General features: G+C 46.6%; 14 protein-coding genes and 2 tRNA genes. 11 read left to right on the top strand and 5 right to left on the bottom strand.

Features of this window, described 5'->3' with window-relative positions; translation table 11 throughout:
- Positions 1-78 precede the first annotated feature (78 nt).
- Together QUB44_RS16570 and thyD are read right to left on the bottom strand one after the other, a co-directional pair.
- The gene (locus QUB44_RS16570; protein WP_333369365.1) at positions 79-1,125 is read right to left on the bottom strand and encodes a nucleotidyl transferase AbiEii/AbiGii toxin family protein; all 1,047 of its coding nucleotides are present in this window, start codon (positions 1,123-1,125) and stop codon (positions 79-81) included.
- A gap of 143 nt (positions 1,126-1,268) precedes the next feature.
- On the bottom strand, positions 1,269-2,195 hold the full coding sequence (gene thyD / locus QUB44_RS16565; protein ID WP_333369363.1) for a thylakoid membrane protein ThyD: 927 nt from the start codon (positions 2,193-2,195) through the stop codon (positions 1,269-1,271).
- A gap of 148 nt (positions 2,196-2,343) precedes the next feature.
- Between thyD and QUB44_RS16560 the strand changes: the two genes are divergently transcribed.
- Positions 2,344-3,975 (top strand): DUF3352 domain-containing protein, encoded by a 1,632-nt coding sequence (locus QUB44_RS16560; RefSeq protein ID WP_333369361.1) that lies wholly within the window; start codon positions 2,344-2,346, stop codon positions 3,973-3,975.
- A gap of 165 nt (positions 3,976-4,140) precedes the next feature.
- Here the strand turns inward: QUB44_RS16560 and QUB44_RS16555 are convergent, their stop codons facing one another.
- The 3 genes from QUB44_RS16555 to QUB44_RS16545 all read right to left on the bottom strand — a co-directional run bounded on the left by QUB44_RS16555 (position 4,141) and on the right by QUB44_RS16545 (position 5,392).
- Complete coding sequence (locus QUB44_RS16555; RefSeq protein ID WP_190743630.1) at positions 4,141-4,338, bottom strand: hypothetical protein; 198 nt, start codon at positions 4,336-4,338, stop codon at positions 4,141-4,143.
- 196 nt (positions 4,339-4,534) lie between these two features.
- Positions 4,535-4,951: a tetratricopeptide repeat protein gene (locus tag QUB44_RS16550; RefSeq protein WP_333369359.1), complete on the bottom strand. Its 417-nt coding sequence runs from the start codon at positions 4,949-4,951 to the stop codon at positions 4,535-4,537.
- A gap of 87 nt (positions 4,952-5,038) precedes the next feature.
- Positions 5,039-5,392: a HesB/IscA family protein gene (locus tag QUB44_RS16545; RefSeq protein WP_006632680.1), complete on the bottom strand. Its 354-nt coding sequence runs from the start codon at positions 5,390-5,392 to the stop codon at positions 5,039-5,041.
- Between the two features lie 727 nt (positions 5,393-6,119).
- On the opposite strand from QUB44_RS16545, the gene QUB44_RS16540 reads away from it, so the two are divergent.
- The 10 genes from QUB44_RS16540 (at position 6,120) to QUB44_RS16495 (ending at position 17,752) form a co-directional block, all read left to right on the top strand.
- Entirely contained in the window at positions 6,120-7,772 is a 1,653-nt protein-coding gene (locus QUB44_RS16540; protein WP_333369357.1) for a DUF6930 domain-containing protein, read from the top strand.
- A 112-nt stretch (positions 7,773-7,884) separates the two neighbouring features.
- Positions 7,885-8,139, top strand: a complete 255-nt coding sequence (locus QUB44_RS16535) for a hypothetical protein (RefSeq protein WP_333369355.1) — start codon at positions 7,885-7,887, stop codon at positions 8,137-8,139.
- Entirely contained in the window at positions 8,129-8,500 is a 372-nt protein-coding gene (locus tag QUB44_RS16530) for a type II toxin-antitoxin system PemK/MazF family toxin (RefSeq protein ID WP_333369353.1), read from the top strand. Before QUB44_RS16535 ends, QUB44_RS16530 begins: the two co-directional genes overlap by 11 nt.
- Positions 8,501-8,560: 60 nt before the next feature.
- Positions 8,561-9,997: a 9,9'-di-cis-zeta-carotene desaturase gene (zds, locus tag QUB44_RS16525; protein WP_333369351.1), complete on the top strand. Its 1,437-nt coding sequence runs from the start codon at positions 8,561-8,563 to the stop codon at positions 9,995-9,997.
- A 189-nt stretch (positions 9,998-10,186) separates the two neighbouring features.
- Entirely contained in the window at positions 10,187-10,633 is a 447-nt protein-coding gene (locus QUB44_RS16520; protein WP_015175311.1) for an SRPBCC family protein, read from the top strand.
- Between the two features lie 106 nt (positions 10,634-10,739).
- Complete coding sequence (locus tag QUB44_RS16515) at positions 10,740-12,743, top strand: serine/threonine-protein kinase (RefSeq protein WP_333369349.1); 2,004 nt, start codon at positions 10,740-10,742, stop codon at positions 12,741-12,743.
- 86 nt (positions 12,744-12,829) lie between these two features.
- Positions 12,830-12,903, top strand: a tRNA-Val gene (locus tag QUB44_RS16510).
- A gap of 163 nt (positions 12,904-13,066) precedes the next feature.
- Complete coding sequence (locus QUB44_RS16505) at positions 13,067-13,675, top strand: Uma2 family endonuclease (protein ID WP_333369347.1); 609 nt, start codon at positions 13,067-13,069, stop codon at positions 13,673-13,675.
- Between the two features lie 15 nt (positions 13,676-13,690).
- Positions 13,691-13,758: transfer RNA gene (locus QUB44_RS16500), tRNA-Gly, on the top strand.
- Between the two features lie 448 nt (positions 13,759-14,206).
- On the top strand, positions 14,207-17,752 hold the full coding sequence (locus tag QUB44_RS16495; RefSeq protein ID WP_333369345.1) for a PAS domain S-box protein: 3,546 nt from the start codon (positions 14,207-14,209) through the stop codon (positions 17,750-17,752).
- The last annotated feature ends 161 nt before the right edge of the window (positions 17,753-17,913 follow it).

Here is a 17,913-nt window from a genome sequence, read left to right as displayed (position 1 = left end):
CGGCGACCTGAGTGCCCATCGTGCGCTCGCATAACCCAAACCTCGTAAATCTTTTGACCTTTATTCAGCAAGCCCTAACTAGGAATTGTCAACATCATTTATAGTCTCGCTAAATGTCCTGACTGTGATTTCCCGACCTAAATCCTGAGCTAGTAAATCGATACCGTCAATAACTTTATTTGGCTCTGCAATACTCAAAACCTCATAGCATTTTTCCCGATAATCGGGACGATCTTGGAAATACTGAATCGCTCGATCGAGTGGTTCCATAACTTGATAAGCTGCTTCCGCTTTGTCGATCGCCCTTTGGGGAATCGGAGTCGCTAACCTTTGCATAGCCAAGTCGATTAAATCTCTAGAATTTACCCGATCGCTCGGCCATCGATCGGCATTAGCCAACAACTTTTCTGCTATACTATCAATTTGATTCAAACAAGGAACAGGCGACCAATTTGGATAATTGGGTTCGCCAAACTCAATTCGCCCTTCACAAACCATCTCGAATTTAATAGTAGTGCCGTCAACAATAACAGGAAATCTTATCCCATACTGGTTGGCTTGAATATCGTTCGGGAGAACAATGCGTGAAGCGAAGCTATCCCCAAGGGAATCGCGATTAGCAAAAATCGCATCATAGCCTCCTTCTGCAACCTTGCGGCGCAGAAAACGGTAGCTATCATCCATCGGACACATAAAGTCAATATCCTGGCTCAACCGATATTCTCCGTGTTCCATACTTACCAGGGTTCCGCCGCCAAAATACGCCCGACATTCCTGTAGAAATTTGACATTCAAGTGGCTGAGTACAGTTAATATCTTTTGATGAATTTTGCGTTTAAACATTGCTTGAGAACTTACCCAATTTTCTGGATTTTTGGGTGCAAAACTGCTTCCCAGTTCGGCTATTAACCAAGACTGATAGTGTTGGCTGATTTGTTGAATAAAAGCCAGTTCCTCAAAGCTAGGTGTTCCCAAAACTCCCCAATAATGCCAGCCAGATTCGTAGCGGCATAGCATTTCTTTGAAACTCAATTTTTTTACATCAGCAATTTGCCAGCAGATAGCTTCAAGGAATGGGAGTTCGGCGGGAATTGTCAACCCGGTTGCTATTTCTTGATGGTTCATCTGCTTTCGGGGAAAGCGAGGCAGAGCCTCTGGATATGCGTTACCAGGCAGAGCCTGGTAACGAGGAATTTTTGAGTCCGCGCAGGCGGACTTTGTTTGTGGAGCATCCGAATTCTATTCGGCGGGTTCTATTCCGTAGGTTCCTAACTTCCCGATAAAATCTCTTCGAGTGCTAATTTCAGCGTCGGATATTGATATTGAAAACCACTAGCTAAAGTTTGTTTCGGCAACACTTTCTGCCCTTCCAAAACAAGTTTTGCTCCGTCTCCCAAAAGCATTTCTAAAGCAAAACCTGGCACCGGCAACCAAGAAGGCCGCTTTAAAACTTCCCCTAAAGTTTGGCACAATTCATTCATCCGCACCGGATTCGGTGATGTCGCATTCAAAACGCCTTCAACTTGCGAATTTTGCAAAGCGTACAAAATTAAATCAACCACATCCTCGCGATGAACCCAAGAAAACCACTGTTTCCCAGTGCCCAGCGGCCCGCCTGCAAATAGTTTAAAAGGTGGCAGCATTTTTGCCAACGCGCCTCCCATTCCCAAAACTATCCCCAGCCGCAAAATTGCTAACCGCGTTCCCGCATTTTTGGCAGGTTGGGCGGCTGCTTCCCAGTCTTTGCAAACTGCTGCTAAAAAATCGTTTCCCGCGAGGCTCGTTTCGTCAAACTCAGAGGTTTCGCTGGTTCCGTAATAGCCGATCGCCGATGCGCTAACAAACACCGATGGTCTAGGATTAGCATTGACGATCGCCTCCACCAATTTTGCCGTCGTCAGTCTGCGACTGTCCAGAATTGCTTGCTGGCGCGCTTCCGTCCACCTTTCCTCCGCAATCGGAACCCCTGCTAAATTGACAACAGCGTCGCAGCCCGCGATCGACTTTTGCCAATCACCAGACGACGCCGGAGTGTAGGCGACAACTTCTAAATTCGGATAAGCTGAAGCCGGAAAAACTCGGCTAGCCTTCGCCGCATCCCTGCTCAAAACCACCACTTGATGTCCCGCAGCTTGCAGTTTCTCCACCAGCCGGCTACCTACAAATCCCGTTGCTCCCGCGATCGCTACTTTCATCTTTTACCAATAATGCACAGTTCTAGCAGTTTAGACGATCGTCCAAACTTGTGTTAAATCATACAAAAATAAACAGCAGCCCCGATCGCCTCCCCACAAGCCAAGTGTATTTTGATTAAACTGATATGGGACGCGAGGAACACAAACCATGCCTGCAAAAAAATCAAAGCTTCTAATTGCTGCCTCCATCGCCGCAGCAGGTAGCGTTGCGGTCTACTTTTACTTCCAGGGTTTGAGCCAACAAGTATCCAACCCTCAAGACAGCGCCAAAGTTGTGCCCGACGAAGCAATGATGGCCGCATTCATCTCCCCCAATCCCCAAGCGTTGGCCCAGTTGCAGCGATTTGGCACGCCAGGGGCTCAAAAGTTGGTCGGTCAGGGTTTGAAGACCTTTCAAGAACAAAGCTTGGCAGGCACTCAAATCGACTTTGACAGGGACTTAAAACCTTGGTTAGGGGGGGTCATGGTCGCTTTGCTGCCCCCTGATGCTGTGACGAATACAGAGCCTCCAAAACTGCTGGTAGTAGTCAGCGTGAAAAATAAAATTAGCGCTTGGAATTTTGCTAATAAATTAAAATCTCAGCCCGGTGCAACTACTCAAGAAACCGAGTATAAAGGAGTTAAAATTTTTGAAATTGCAGAGCCAACTGGCAAGCGCTACAGTTTGGCTTTGCTGAACGACCAATTAGTGATGGCTCCTTTGAAAAAGCCTGTGGAATTGGCGATCGATACTTTTAAAGGAGAACCCTCTCTCGCTACGCAGCCGAGCACAACTAAGTTTTTTGCAGAGAGTGCTGGTGTCCAGAATCCGATCGCAACTGTTTATATTGCTGACTATCCTGCTGCAATTGAGCAATTGAAAGCTAATTTGCCCGCAGATATCCAGTTGCCTTGGACAGTGTTTTCGCAGTTCAAACAAGTCAAGTCTTTTGTAGCGGGAATTGGAGCGGATAGTGAGGGATTGAGGGTAAAAACTATTGCTCAGTTAGACCCTCAACTCGTGCAGAAAAATCCACAATTCGCATCGAAATTGTTGCCCAGATTTCCGGATGAAACTATTGCTTTAGTCGGCGGCAAGGGAATCGATAAAATTTGGTCACAAGTAACCGCCCAGGCACAAGATAGCCCGGAAGTTGACAGGGGGGTTCAGCAGGTGAGGAATAGTTTTAAGCGGTTGGATTTAGATGCGGATCGTGATGTTTTTGGTTGGATGAATGGGGAATTTGCGATCGGGGCGATCGGTTCCAATCAAGGGATTTTGTCTCAGTTGGGAATGGGGGCGGCGATGATTTTTGAAACGAGCGATCGCCCTGCTGCAGAAGCAACCCTGAAAAAACTCGATGCGATCGCCAAAAGCAATCCTACAGTCAGCGTCGCCCCCAGACAAGTTCAAGGAAAGGAAGTTACGGAATGGAAAATACCCCAGCAAGGCACTTTATTCGGGCACGGTTGGCTGAATGAAAATTCTGTGTTTGTAGCTTTCGGCGGGCCTTTAGTTGATGTGATTACTTCGACGCCACCCCAGCCGCTAAGCAGCAGTCCGAGTTTTCAGGCGATCGCTACTTCTTTACCGCGGGCCAACCAAGGTTACTTTTACATAGATATGGAAAAAACCATGTCTTGGGCTAACCAATATTTGCTCGCAGTACAGCCAAATTTAGTTTCGCCGCCCGTCGCTGAAATGCTCAATTCTCTCCGAGGAGTTAGCGTAGCCACAGCTTCTACACAACCGACAACTGCTCAGTTGGAGATGCTTTTTGCTTTGAAATCTACCCATTAGGGAATCGGGAATCGGGAATTAATAATTCTTCCTTTTATCCTTTTATCCCTTAAATCCGGTACACTGCTTTGTTGCCGGACTTTTTTCTTACTAAAAAAGTTGCTGCCTCTCTAGGGAGGGCAGCTACTCAAATAAAGCATCTTAAAGTCTCTCAAAACTTCAGAATTAACCTTCAGACATTCCCGACTTATTGGGCAATTGCAAATCATCAGGATCTACATAGTGACAAACTGCTTTGTCCATGCAAATCAATGCCCAGCCAGATTTATCTATGCTCATCAATTTGTAAGAAGCGGGCTGAATAAAGAAACCTTTATGGTTGCGGGTTGCTGGTTTGATGTTAACGTGGCTCTCATTGCTCATGTTTTTACAACTCCTAGTATTGTCGTAGTAAAATCTGAAAACCGCTGAGCGGGTTTGTCAATCGTCTAAGTTTTCAAATACTAGCACTGACTTTCTGAGTTTTCCATAAAGTTATTTATTGATTTATTACGATCTCGTAATAAACCACAAACCCGATTTCTTCGATCCCCGCCCAAAAATCGACTTGTTTGCGCGGTTACGCCTCCAGAAGCCACTGTTTAACGCGGGCTAGACTCTTCCAGTCGGGTTTTCTCTTTAATCCTTCTTCAAAATTTTTTTTAACTTCGTCGAGTAACTCTTCGGAAGCCATCAGGAGTTGCTGAGCCACTTCTACGTGGGGGCGCACTCCTTTTTCTTTGAGATCAAGGATCGCTACTGCTAGGTTGATGCGAGCTTGGGGGTCATGAGGGTTTAATTTAACGGCTGTTTTCGCTGCCTTTTGAGCCGGTGCAGGTTTATTTTCCAACAGGTAGAGCCACGCGAGGCTAGCCCAGGCATTGCCATTTTTGGGAGCTTTTTCGCACACTTCTTTAAACACGGGGATCAGATTAGCCGGGGCTTCGCCAGCTTGGTAGCGATCGAAACCGTCTTTAAACAATTCTTCAGGGGTCATTCGATTTTAGATTTTAGATTTGGGATGTTGCATGGAAAAGGGCGTGGGGCAGTTAACAACTTTCTGCCCCACGCCCTATTTTCCCATTTATGTAGAAAATGAACTGCCACAACCGCAAGTTTGAGTTGCGTTGGGGTTAGTAAACTGAAAGCCGCCCCCGATCATAGCATCGCTGAAGTCGAGAACCAAACCGTAGAGATAAAGAATGCTCTTGCGATCGCAAACGACCTGAAAACCGTCGTAGTCGAACACTTCATCGTCGGATTTGACAGTGCTGGGATCTGCGAAATCCATCACGTAGGACATTCCAGAGCATCCGCCCTGGCGCACCCCTACCCGCAAGCAGAGGTCTTTACCTTGTTTCTCTCTGAGAGCTAAAACTTGACGGACAGCAGAGTCCGTCATTTGAATGCCGCGCTTTTCAGAAATGGCTTGAGTCATAATTTGCCGAACTCCTGAGATTGTCTAATGCTAAGAGTGTGAAATACCCAAACTAAACGGAATACCGTTATAGTTCGCGCTTCGTGTCTCGTTTGCCGTTGCTCTGTTGGGTATCCCATTGGTGGGTATTCGTCACTGAAGACGATCCGAGTCTGACACAGCATCTCTGGGCTTTTACACCCTTTATCCCTTCCTAGGGAACCCACGCAGAAACCCTGTTTCCCAAGGCAAAAAACTCTTTCGTACAACAAACATGGATTATATTTCACAACAGGGCGTACCCTGTCAACCAGCGGTCTGTTCTTTCCCCCTTTCTCGCGGTCTGTTGTCCTTGCCAAGCATCTTAGTGCTACTGTAGCCTGTTGTTTGCAGTCGAGTGGGTGGGTTGCAACCACTTATATTTTACACGTTTTTTGCTAGAGAAATTAGGAACTTGTCGCTCTTTTTCACAAGCCTTGCTTGGCTTATATCCCGACGCCCAATTGAGTACAATTACAGCGCGGGACTTACGCCAAAAGAGTTAATCTTATGCCTCCATTGTACAGGCATTCGCCAGAAGGCCTTGAGTTAGATGCTGAAGGCTGAATTTTTACCTTCTAATTTTTAATTCCCGTGGGGCCTCGTTCCCCAGCTTGATGTCCTCTCCCCCTATAGGGTTTATGATTGATAAGCAGCGGTTGACCGGCTATCGGCACCGCAACAATGCTTCACCCAACGGGCTTACTCTATGGCAGCGCTGAATCGCACTACTCTTCGTCGGCTACAAAACTTACCTCAAATTCCCAGCGTGTGGGAGGGCGATCGCCGACCCTTATCTAATGCTGACTCACACATGATGCTAGATGACGATGACGTTCTAGAAGCTGGTGGCGAGTGCATTCTCTGGGTCGATGGCTCTGAAGGAGTCGTGAGGGCTATGGACATGGTAGGTCCAGATGCCGGCCCAGAGGCGCTCGTCCGGGCATTGCTACGGGCAATGGAACATCCCCAAAGTCCGGCTCCCGCAGTCCGCCCCCAAAAAATAGTAGTCAAAAACCGAGAAATTCAATTTTATCTGCGGGGCGTACTTCAAGATTTAGGCATTTCCATTGACTACGTGCCGGAATTGCCCCTAATTGACGAAATATTTCGCGGCATGGAAGAGGTCGCGATCAACAGACCTCCTGAGTTGCCCCCTCAGTATGCTGAAGTTTTAATGGAAAAAGCTGCTCAAATTTGGCAAGATGCTCCGTGGCGGACTTTGAGCGAACACCAAATTATATCTATTGAAATCAATCAGTGGGATGTCGCCAGCCTCTACGTGTCCGTATTGGGGCAAGGCAGAATGGATTACGGAGTTTTACTGTACCGTTCTCTAGAATCCTTGAAGCGGTTTCGAGAACGAGTCGTCAACAACGATGAATCTTTTGAAGATTTAGAACAGGCTTTTTTAGGGCAAGACTGTTTGTTTGTTACCTTTGAAAGTGCCACCGATATTGATGAGGACGACGAGGAAGACATTGATTTAGCCGATTTGCCTCCATCGGAAATTGAACCAAATTTCGGCAACCTACATCCTTTAGAAGGATTGCGATCGATTCTTTACGAAGAAGAAGCCCTCACGATGTTAGTTGCTCTCGAAGCATTTCACCGTTTTTTCCGCAACGGTCGCCGGAAATTGGGATCAGACACTTTTCCCACTCTTAGCAGTCGCTACCGCATCCCTGTGCCGCAGCCCGACGGAGAAATTCAACAGGTATCCGTTAAAGTTTCCACGATGCCCGATGTGTCAGACGAATTATTACAGATGCTCGGTGATGACGATGATGACGATGATGATGATGATGATGAATTTGACAAGCCACTGCTGCGGGACGATTTGGTGCCGCAAAATTCATTTTTGAGTCTCGGCGCCGTACCTTGGGAAACGGTAGATTTCCTGCGCCAAAGTGTCCAGTTTCACCAAGGTGCAGAAATTGATATTAATGCCGCCGGAGATGGTTTGCCAGTGGTGATGATCCAAACTTCTCATCCGAAGGCAAAAACTATGATTCAGGATTTGAAAGAAGCTGGAGGCGTCAAAGGGATTGGTTTTAATCCGGGCGAAAATCCTTTTCAGGATGAGCAATACGACTTGGGTATTTTGCAAACTAAAAATGGGGATCTGTATTTGTTTGGGGAGTTTAATGAAGACGATCCGGTGCATCAGGAAGCTCGCAAGAAGTGGGATCGCCGCTGTAAATTAACCAACGGTTGGTGCGGTTTGATTATTGCTAAAGGATTGATGGGTGCTTCTCGCGGTCAGCCTCAGTTTAAGGATATGATCGCTTTGCTTGAGGTGCGTTGGGTGTCTGCTAAAGAGTTGGGAATCGGGCCACTTCAGTTGATGCCAATGTTTTAAAGGAAGAAGGAAGGAAGAAGGAAGAAGGAAGAAGGAAGAAGGAAGATGTAAAAATAATTTGTAAGGTGCGCCCCAGCGCACCATAGTTTTTAAATTATTAAGGAGAATGATTATGTCAAATTCTACTCAAAAGCGAGAAGTGTTAGTCGCCCTTGATGCTGAATTCGCTGATAAAATAGACCAACTTACTGATGATTGGACGGAGGCGATCGAACAAGCTCTCCGTCTCTGGTACGCTAAGCAAATAGAAGATAAGTTGCGGAAGTTTTATCAAAACCGCAGCCCCGAGGATATTGAGGAGGAAAAAGAGTGGTTTAATTTTGTAGAGGAACAGATAGAAGAAACATGGATCAGCGATGGACTCTAACTCAACAGCAAAAACTTATCCCCGCCAAGGTGAGATTTATATTTCTAGGGCTTTACGTCAGTTAGGAGATACCAAAAAAAGACCTGTAGTTGTGGTTTCTCCCGATATCCGCAACGAGTTTACTGATTCTGTAATTGTTGTTCCTTTCACAAGTAACCGGCAAGGAGTAGAAAATTCTACTCGTGTCTTGATTCCGGCAGGTGAGGGAGGATTGCAAGCTGATTCTCTAGCTGTATGTGAAAACGTTTCTGCTTTGCGGCAGACATTCCTCGAACAAGGCCCTTACGGTCAACTTAGTGCCGATGTCCTAGCAAGAATTCAGAGGGCTGTACAAGTGTCGATCGGCATTTATGAACTTTGAATGTTTCGGAAATTATAATTTTTGTTACAATTGGTAAAAATACTGTAAAGGATAGGTACAATGCGGGTTGCGATCGCAGGTGCGGGACTGGCTGGAATGACGACAGCAGTCGATTTAGTGGAGGCCGGCCACGAAGTAGAAATTTTTGAATCCCGCCCCTTTGTTGGCGGCAAAGTTGGCAGTTGGGTAGATCCCGACGGCAATCATGTTGAAATGGGTTTGCACGTCTTCTTCGGCTGCTATTATAACTTATTTGCCCTGATGAAAAAAGTGGGGGCTTTTGACGATTTGCTCCTCAAAGAACACGTCCACACTTTTATCAATCGAGGCGGCGAAACTGGTTCTTTGGATTTTCGCTTTCCAGTGGGTGCTCCTTTGCACGGATTGAAGGCATTTTTTACTACATCCCAGCTATCGGTACAAGACAAAATTCAAAATGCGATCGCCCTGGGAACTAGCCCCATCGTCCGAGGTTTGATAGACTTTGACGGGGCAATGAAAACTATCCGCGATTTGGATAAAGTTAGCTTTGCTGAGTGGTTCCGCAGTCAAGGTGGCAACCAAAACTCGCTCAAAAGAATGTGGAATCCGATCGCCTACGCACTGGGTTTTATCGACACTGAAAATATTTCTGCCCGGTGTATGTTGACAATCTTTCAATTCTTTGCATCAAAAACCGAAGCCTCTGTCATGCGGATGCTAGCTGGTTCTCCCAACGAATATTTGCACAAACCAATTGTGGAATATTTGGAAAAGAAAGGAGCAAAAATTTACACGCGGCGCAGAGTCCGAGAAATTAAGTTTGAAGAAGGCGAAGAAACCCGCGTGACAGGCTTGGTAGTAGCTAACGGCGAAACAGAAGAAAATATTACCGCAGACGCTTACGTTTTCGCCTGCGACGTACCCGGAATTCAGAAAATATTGCCCCCAGCTTGGCGCAAATGGTCAGAATTTGACAACATTTATAAATTAGATGCGGTGCCGGTTGCTACAGTACAATTGCGGTTCGACGGTTGGGTAACGGAACTGGAAGACGAAGCTAAGCGCAAACAGTTGAGCCACGCTGTAGGAATCGATAATTTGCTATATTCAGCAGATGCAGATTTTTCTTGTTTTGCAGATTTGGCACTGACAAGTCCCAAGGATTATTATCAAGAAGGAAAAGGTTCGCTGTTGCAGTTGGTGCTGACACCAGGAGATCCGTTTATTAAACAAAGCAATGAGGCGATCGCCCAACACGTACTTAAGCAAGTTCAGGATTTATTCCCGTCAGCGCGAGAATTAAACATGACTTGGTACAGTGTAGTTAAGCTCGCTCAATCTTTGTATCGCGAAGCACCGGGAATGGATGTTTTCCGCCCTGCTCAAAAAACGCCGATCGCCAATTTCTTTCTAGCAGGAAGTTACACTCAGCAAGACTACATTGATAGTATGGAAGGAGCGACACTTTCAGGCCATCAAGCGGCTAAGGCAATTCTCGAAGCTTACAGTCATTAGTCATTAGTTATCTCTCGTTTTCTCTCGTTCCCAGGCATAGCCTGGGAATGCCTATCAGGAGGCTCCGCCTCCAGTATTTAGACAGAAAACGCGAGGCAGAGCCTCTAGAAATGCGTTCCCAGGCTCTGCCTGGGAACCAGAAACGAGAAATCCACAATCTAAAATCTAAAATCTAAAATCTAAAATCCCATGACTGATTGGTTAGAACACAGCGTCCAAGTAGAAGTGGCAATTCCTATCGAATTAGCATGGCAACTCTGGTCAGATTTAGAGCAAATGCCGCGCTGGATGAAGTGGATAGAATCTGTTCATGTTCTCGAAGAAGATCCAGAGTTGTCTCGCTGGAAACTCGCAACTGGCGGGTTAGAATTTAGCTGGCTTTCTCGGATTCTCAAATTAGTGCCGAATCAGATAATTCAGTGGGAATCGGTAGACGGCTTACCAAATCGAGGTGCCGTAAGATTTTACGATCGCAAAGACAGCAGTATCGTCAAGCTGACAGTGGCTTACGGAATTCCCGGCTGGCTGGGAAAATTGATGGATAACCTATTTCTCGGCCGCGTGGTTGAATCGACAATTCAGGCTGACTTGGAAAGGTTTAAAGAGTATGCTCTGAAAGTAAAAGCGACATCTTAAATTCTGAGGACTAAAGTCCTGTGGTTTTTAATTGTAACGCGAGAGTCGATCGCCCCCCGGCCTCAGTATCATAGAGATGTGCTGCTGATTCCTTCTCGGTTCAGTTATGAGTTACTGCCTAAACCCCGCCTGTCAAAAACCGCAAAATGCCGATCGTACCCAATTCTGCCTGAATTGCGGCTCCAAACTGTTGCTCAGAGAGCGTTACCGCGCCATTAAACCCCTTGGGCGCGGCGGTTTCGGCCGCACTTTTTTAGCAATAGACCAAGACAAACCCTCAAAACCGCGCTGTGCAATTAAACAGTTTTTCCCGCTATCCCAAGGTACTAGCAGCAGCGAGAAAGCAGCAGAATTATTCAACCGAGAAGCGGTGCGGCTGGACGAATTGGGGAAACACCCGCAAATTCCCGAACTGCTGGCGCACTTTCAGCAGGAACGCTATCAGTATTTGGTACAGGAATTTATAGAAGGTCAGAATTTACAGGAAGAGTTGGGGCGGACTGGGCCTTTCAGCGAAAGTCAGATTCTCAGTCTGCTGAAGGATTTATTGCCAGTATTGCAGTTCGTGCACGATCGCAGTGTAATTCACCGAGATATTAAACCCCCCAATATTATCCGCCGCCGCATTTCTCAAACTCCCATAATTTATACTTACCCAACATTAACCGGGGAATTAGTTTTAGTTGATTTTGGCGCTGCAAAAGTTGTGGAGGGTTTGAGAGAAACCGGTACAGTCATCGGTTCTCCCGAATTCGTCGCGCCGGAACAAATTAGAGGTCAAGCGGTTTATGCCAGCGATTTGTACAGTTTGGGAGTAACTTGCATTTATTTGCTGACTCAAATATCTCCTTTTGATTTGTTCGATATCAATCGAGATGCTTGGGTTTGGCGAGACTTTTTGAAGGTTCAAATTGATCCGAAATTAAGTCGCATCCTCGACAAAATGATCGAATCGAGTCTCAGTCGGCGCTACAAATCTGTAGCTGAGGTATTGAAAGATTTGCAGCCGCAGCAGTCGGCGGGGGCAGGCACGGGGGCACCGCCCCTACCAGCGCCTAAAATTCCCGTGCCGCAGAGGACGCCTGTGGTGCAGAATGCAGTGCCGCCAACGGTTGCAGGCACAATTATACCCGTGCCCCGGATGCAGCGGGTTGTGCCCGCACGCGCGCCTACTTGGAGGTGTGTTCATACTCTGGTAGGGCATTCTAATGCTGTCACGTCGGTAGCTTTCAGTCCTGATGGCGCGATTTTAGCTAGCGCCAGTGAGGACAAGACGATTGAGATGTGGAAGTTGGATGCGGGTAAGCGGTGGTACACTCTCACGGGTCATTCTGACTGGGTGACTTGTGTGGCGTTTAGTCCTGATGGCGCGACTTTGGCTAGTGGCGGCCGGGACAAAATGATTCATATTTGGGATTTGAATAAGGGTAAGCGGTGGTACACTCTTACGGGTCATTCTGACAGGGTTTCTGCTGTGGCGTTTAGTCGGGATGGTCAAGTTTTGGCTAGCGGCAGTCGGGACAAAACTGTGCTGTTGTGGAATTTGAATAAGGGAAGGCGGATGTCGGCTTTAACTGGTCACGCTGGCGGGGTGGAGGCGGTGGCTTTTAGTGCTGGCGGGGAGTTTTTGGCCAGTGGGAGTCGAGACAAGACTGTGCAGTTGTGGGATTGGCAAAATAATCGATCGATTTGTACTCTAGCGGAGCACGGGGATTGGGTGCGGGCGATCGTTTTTGCTCCGATTTCTTCTATCTCCCCCCCTTCTCAAGGTGGGGCTGGGGGGGGATCTGTTTTGGCGACGGGGAGTCGGGATGGTACGGCGAAGCTGTGGCGGGTGGATGCACAGGGGCGAGGGACGCTGTTGCGGAGTATGAGGGACAATTCTGGGGATGTTTTGTGTGTGGCGTTGAGTCCCGATGGTCGGGTTTTGGCGACGGGGAGTCGGGATGGCACGATTTATTTGTGGGATGCGGGTACGGGGGGTTTGCTGGAAATTCTGACGGGCCACGGGGGGGAGGTTTTGTCGGTGGCGTTTAGTGCTGATGGGGGGAGTTTGGCTAGCGGTGCGGGCGATCGAACTGTGAAGATTTGGCGGGGGATTGGGCATTAAGGGCGATGTCAAGAGTCCCCACTTAAAAAATATCATATTTATGCTTGACAGGCGATCGAATGTTCTGCTACATTAGGAATTCGTGAGGACGCATAGCTCAGTTGGTTAGAGCACTACGTTGACATCGTAGGGGTCACTGGTTCGAGTCCAGTTGTGTCCATGAATTTCCACCATTTATAAATCCGGGGTTTTAGGTTTGCCGTCCTAGCGAGAGTGTGGTCTTTCGCTGGACTATTAACCTATTAGTTAGATAATGAACTGAAAAATCTGACGCACCCTACTGAATCAGAATCAAATGATATTAGAGCATTGGAGACTTTACCATGACTCAAGCAATATCCAAGTTAATGAGTTTTGATGAATTTCTGAAATGGAAACCAGAAAACGGACGCTATGAATTACATAACGGAGTTATGGTTGAAATGCCAAATCCAACTGGTAAACATTCAGCCAGCGCGGGTTTTCAAGCGATAGAATTGGGTTTAGAAATCAGGCGATTACAACTTCCTTACTTTATTCCCAAGGAATGTACAATTAAATTTAGCGATAACTCTGACTACGACCCCGATGTGATTGTATTAGATAAACAAGCCGTAGAAGCCAATGAGTCTCGATGGGAAAGAGAATCAGTTATTAGTCAGGGAAATTCGGTTAAATTAGTTATTGAAGTTGTCAGCATAAATTGGCGCGATGATTATGCACATAAAATGATTGATTATGAAGCATTAGGCATTCCTGAATATTGGATTGTAGATTATTTGGGTTTAGGGGGTAGCCGTTATATTGGTTATCCGAAACAGCCTACTTTATCGGTTTATCAGTTAGTAGATGGTGAGTATCAAATTAAGCTGTTTCGGGGAGATGAAAGAATTGAATCAGCGGTGTTTCCCGAGTTGAATTTGACCGCTAAGCAAATTTTTAACGGTGGATAAGCGATCGGCGATCGCATAGCTCAGTTGGTTATAGCACTACAATGCCATTGTAGAGGTCACTGGTTCGAGTCCAGTTTTGTCCATACCTAAAACTTGCCCACAAAGCGGGTTTTGTTGTTTCTACAACCACACTGGTAGATTTGGCATTCTCAATTAGGAATGACAGAATATGTCTAGCCAGAGATTTAGTACAGTCGGCACGTTTTGTCGAGGCTGTTGCTGGGCAGTTGCGTAGTTTGCATGAGTTCGCTGTTAAAGAAACGCTAGCTTGATTCTCGTAGGCACCATCCCCCCGTGAACAAAGCGCAAGCAAGCAGAACAAGAAAGAGAACAACTGTTAGAAGCCGATCGCCTTGCACGGTTCCAAGCAGAAGCCGCTAACCGGATTAAAGACGACTTTTTAGCGGTGCTGTCCCATGATTTGCGATCGCCCGTGTGCTTAAACACTGAATGACTGAGGTTTTGGGCATATTATATCTTGATTCCCTAACAATAACTGGCATAATAGGTCAATAGGCAGGACTAACCGCAATGAATGTAGAACGTACACACTCCTTGAATCATCGAGAAGAGCTTACTATAAATTTTTCTCCAGAGCTATGTACAGATTGCCAAGCAGTTGAAGCACGATTTGCGGTGATAGTCGATCACATGGCTGAGGCTTTTATTTCTATTAATTCAGAGGGGCACTGCACCTATGTCAACCATAAAGCAGAGCAGCTTTTAAACAGGGAGCGGCAACACCTGATAGGCAAAAATATATGGACTGTATTTGCGGTCGATCTTACCTCTGAGCTATATAAGTATTGTCATCGAGCGATCGCAACGCCAACGGCGATCGAGTTTGAAGAACACTACCCCTCACTCAACAAGTGGTTGAGAATTCGCCTCATCAAGAGTGAAGATGGCTTACTTATTTACTTCCAAGACACGACTCAAACATCTCAACTTGATCGACAATTAAAAGCCGAAATCGCCAAGTGCCAGGAGGTGGAAGCCACTCTTCAGAAAGAACAGGACTTTTTGAAGGCAATTCTACACAACGTTCAAGCTGGTATTGTGGCTTGTGATGCAGATGGCATATTGACTGTATTTAACCAAGCAGCTAAAGATTTTCATGGATTACCTCAGCAGCCAGTTCCACCGACTCAATGGGCCCAGTATTATAACTTGTATTTGCCCGACGGCAAAACACCCATGAATACAGAGGATATTCCCCTGTTTCAGGCATTGCAAGGACAAAACGTTCGTGATGTGGAAATGATGATTGTTCCCCAGCAGGGAACTGCGCGAATGCTGTTAGCAACTGGACAGGCGATTATTGCCGCAAACGGCGAAAAACAGGGTGCTGTTGTCGTGATGCACGAAATTACACAACGCAAGCAGGCAGAAACTGCTCTGCGTGAGGGTGAAGCGCAATTATCCAGCATCTTCCAAACTATTCCTGATGGCATCACTATTCTAGATTCTACCGGAAAGATTATAGCCGCAAATAGGGCAGCAGAGAGGATTTTAAGATTGACTCGCAGCGACATTGTGGAGCGAGGCTATAACGATCCATCCTGGTTGATTACAACCGTGGAGGGTCATCCTTTCCCAGAAGAGGAACTGCCGTTTGCGAGGGTGATGCAAACAGGTGAGCCTGTTTATGGTATTGAACATAGCATTACTCATGCCGATGGAACTCGCAGGATTCTCTCGATCAATGCTTCCCCTTTGTTAGACGCAGAGGGACAAATTATCAATATCATTGCTGCTTTCAGCGACATTACTGAACGCAAGCAAACCGAAGACGAACGAGTACAGCTTGTTCAACAACAGGCAGCCCGTGCTTTAGCAGAGAATTGTCAACAACAATCAGCATTTTTAGCCCAAGTGAGTGCTGTCCTTTCCTCTTCACTAGAGTATGAACAAACTCTCCAAAGCGTTGCAAAGCTGGCAGTTCCTTATTTTGCAGATTGGTGTAGTGTTGATCTGCTGAATGACGATCGCACAATTGGTCGTGTTGCAGTTGCTCATTCAGATCCCGAAAAAGTGAAGTTTGGCTGGGAGTTGGCTGAACGCTTTCCCAGACATCTCGATGATGGGTATGGCATTGCTAAAGTCATACAAACAGGACAGGTTGAAATTGCGATTGAGATTAAAGATGAACAGTTAGTTGCCGCCGTGCCGAATGCTGAATACCTGCAAATCTTACGTGGAGTTGGGTTAAAGTCCTGCATCATGGCACCGCTACAGGCACGCGGGCGCGTGTTGGGTAGCATTACCTTTGTGTTTACTGAATCCGATCGCCGCTATCGCCTAGAAGACATTGCCCTGGCTGAAGATTTGGCTCAGCGAGCAGCGATCGCTATTGATAACGCTCGTCTCTATAATGAAACACAACAAGCGAAATTAGCCGCCGAACTCGCTGCTAACCGCACGGCTCGACTGCTGGCAGTGATGACGGCTGTGTCTGAATCACTAACCTCGGCTCAAGTGGCTCAGGTCATTATTGAACAGGGAATGTCCGCACTGGGAGCGAGTTCTGGTTTGGTTACCGTATTAAACCAGGATACAAGCGAACTGGAGATTATTCAATTGATCGGCTTTGAGCACGTAGGAGAATTTCAGCGCAGTTTTTCGATTCATGCACCCTATCCTCTCGCAGAAGCCGTGCGAACTGGGCAACCTGTTTGGCTAGAAACTATCGAAAACCGAATTGCCCGTTATCCTGATTTAGCCCAAGCTTATGCCAAGGTTGGTTCAGAAGCCTGGATTTCAGTGCCATTGTTGATTGAAGGACAAGCCGTTGGTGGGCTATCGCTCGGTTTTTCGACCGTTCCCCGACTTTCCGAGAGCGATCAGGCTTTTGTTTTGGCACTGGCACAGCAATCGGCGCAGTCGATCGACCGAGCACGACTCTACGAGTCAGAATCGCAAGCACGGGCACAAGCAGAAGCGGCTAACCGAATTAAAGATGAGTTCTTAGCTGTCTTGTCACACGAATTGCGAACTCCGTTGAATCCGATTCTGGGTTGGACTCGGCTGCTGCGAAGGGGAACCCTGGATTCTGACAAGACGGCGGTAGCTCTTGAAACGATTGAACGCAATACCCAGTTGCAAGTTCAACTGATTGAGGACTTGCTGGATATTTCTCGCATTCTGCAAGGCAAGCTGAGTTTGAACTCTACTCCTATTAATTTAAAAACAACTCTTAAAGCTGCGATCGAAACAGTTCGTTTAGCCGCCGAAGCGAAGAACATTCAAATTCAAATTCAGGTAGAACCCAATGTAAGCGATGTGTTAGGAGATGCTACCCGATTGCAACAGGTTGTCTGGAATTTGCTCACCAATTCCATTAAGTTCACCCCAACTGGAGGTAGAGTTGAAATTGAGTTAAAAACGATTGATTCCTATGCTCAAATTCAAGTCAGGGATACAGGGAAAGGGATTAATCCAGAATTTATTCCCTATGTCTTTGACACATTTCGACAAGCCGATAGCAGTATTACGAGAACATTTGGTGGGTTAGGGCTGGGATTAGCGATCGTGCGTCACGTCGTTGAGCTACATGGTGGAACTGTCAAAGCCGAAAGTTTTGGAGAAGGACAGGGAGCAACATTTACTGTCACACTTCCCTTATTAGCCAGAAGCAATGAGGTAAACATTGAGCAGAAGGACAATCTATCAATCAAAGCTCACACTTCACCCTTGGCTAGATTATGTATCCTGGCCGTCGATGACGAAATAGACAATTTAGAGTTAGTTCAATGTATTTTGGAGCAAGCGGGAGCCACCGTGATCTCTGTATCTTCAGCAACAGAGGCGCTACAACAACTCAATGAATCTAAGCCAGATGTTTTGATTGCTGATATTGGAATGCCACAAATTGATGGCTATATGCTGATTCGTCAAGTCAGACAACTATCCACAGAGCAGGGAGGACAGATTCCCGCGATCGCCCTGACAGCGTATGCAGGTGAGACAAATCAACAGCAAGCACTAGCAGCCGGATTTCAAAGGCATCTTCCCAAGCCTGTTAAGCCTGAAACGTTAGTGGAGACAATTGAGCAATTGCTTCATCAAATCGAGTAAGGCAGAGTATTAGACATCTGTGGAAATTAAGATTCAGCTACCTCGCTACAAGGATTTCAAGTTGATTATTGGAGATGTTTTTTGAGTATAGTCTGGGAAGAAGATGTCACGAATTGAGGGCTAGCCTAATGCTGCTTGGCTTAGATGTATGATAGGCTCTG

It is taken from the genome of Microcoleus sp. AT3-D2 (assembly GCF_036705715.1).
Taxonomy (GTDB): domain Bacteria; phylum Cyanobacteriota; class Cyanobacteriia; order Cyanobacteriales; family Microcoleaceae; genus Microcoleus.
This window is presented reverse-complemented; position numbering and strand designations above follow the sequence as displayed.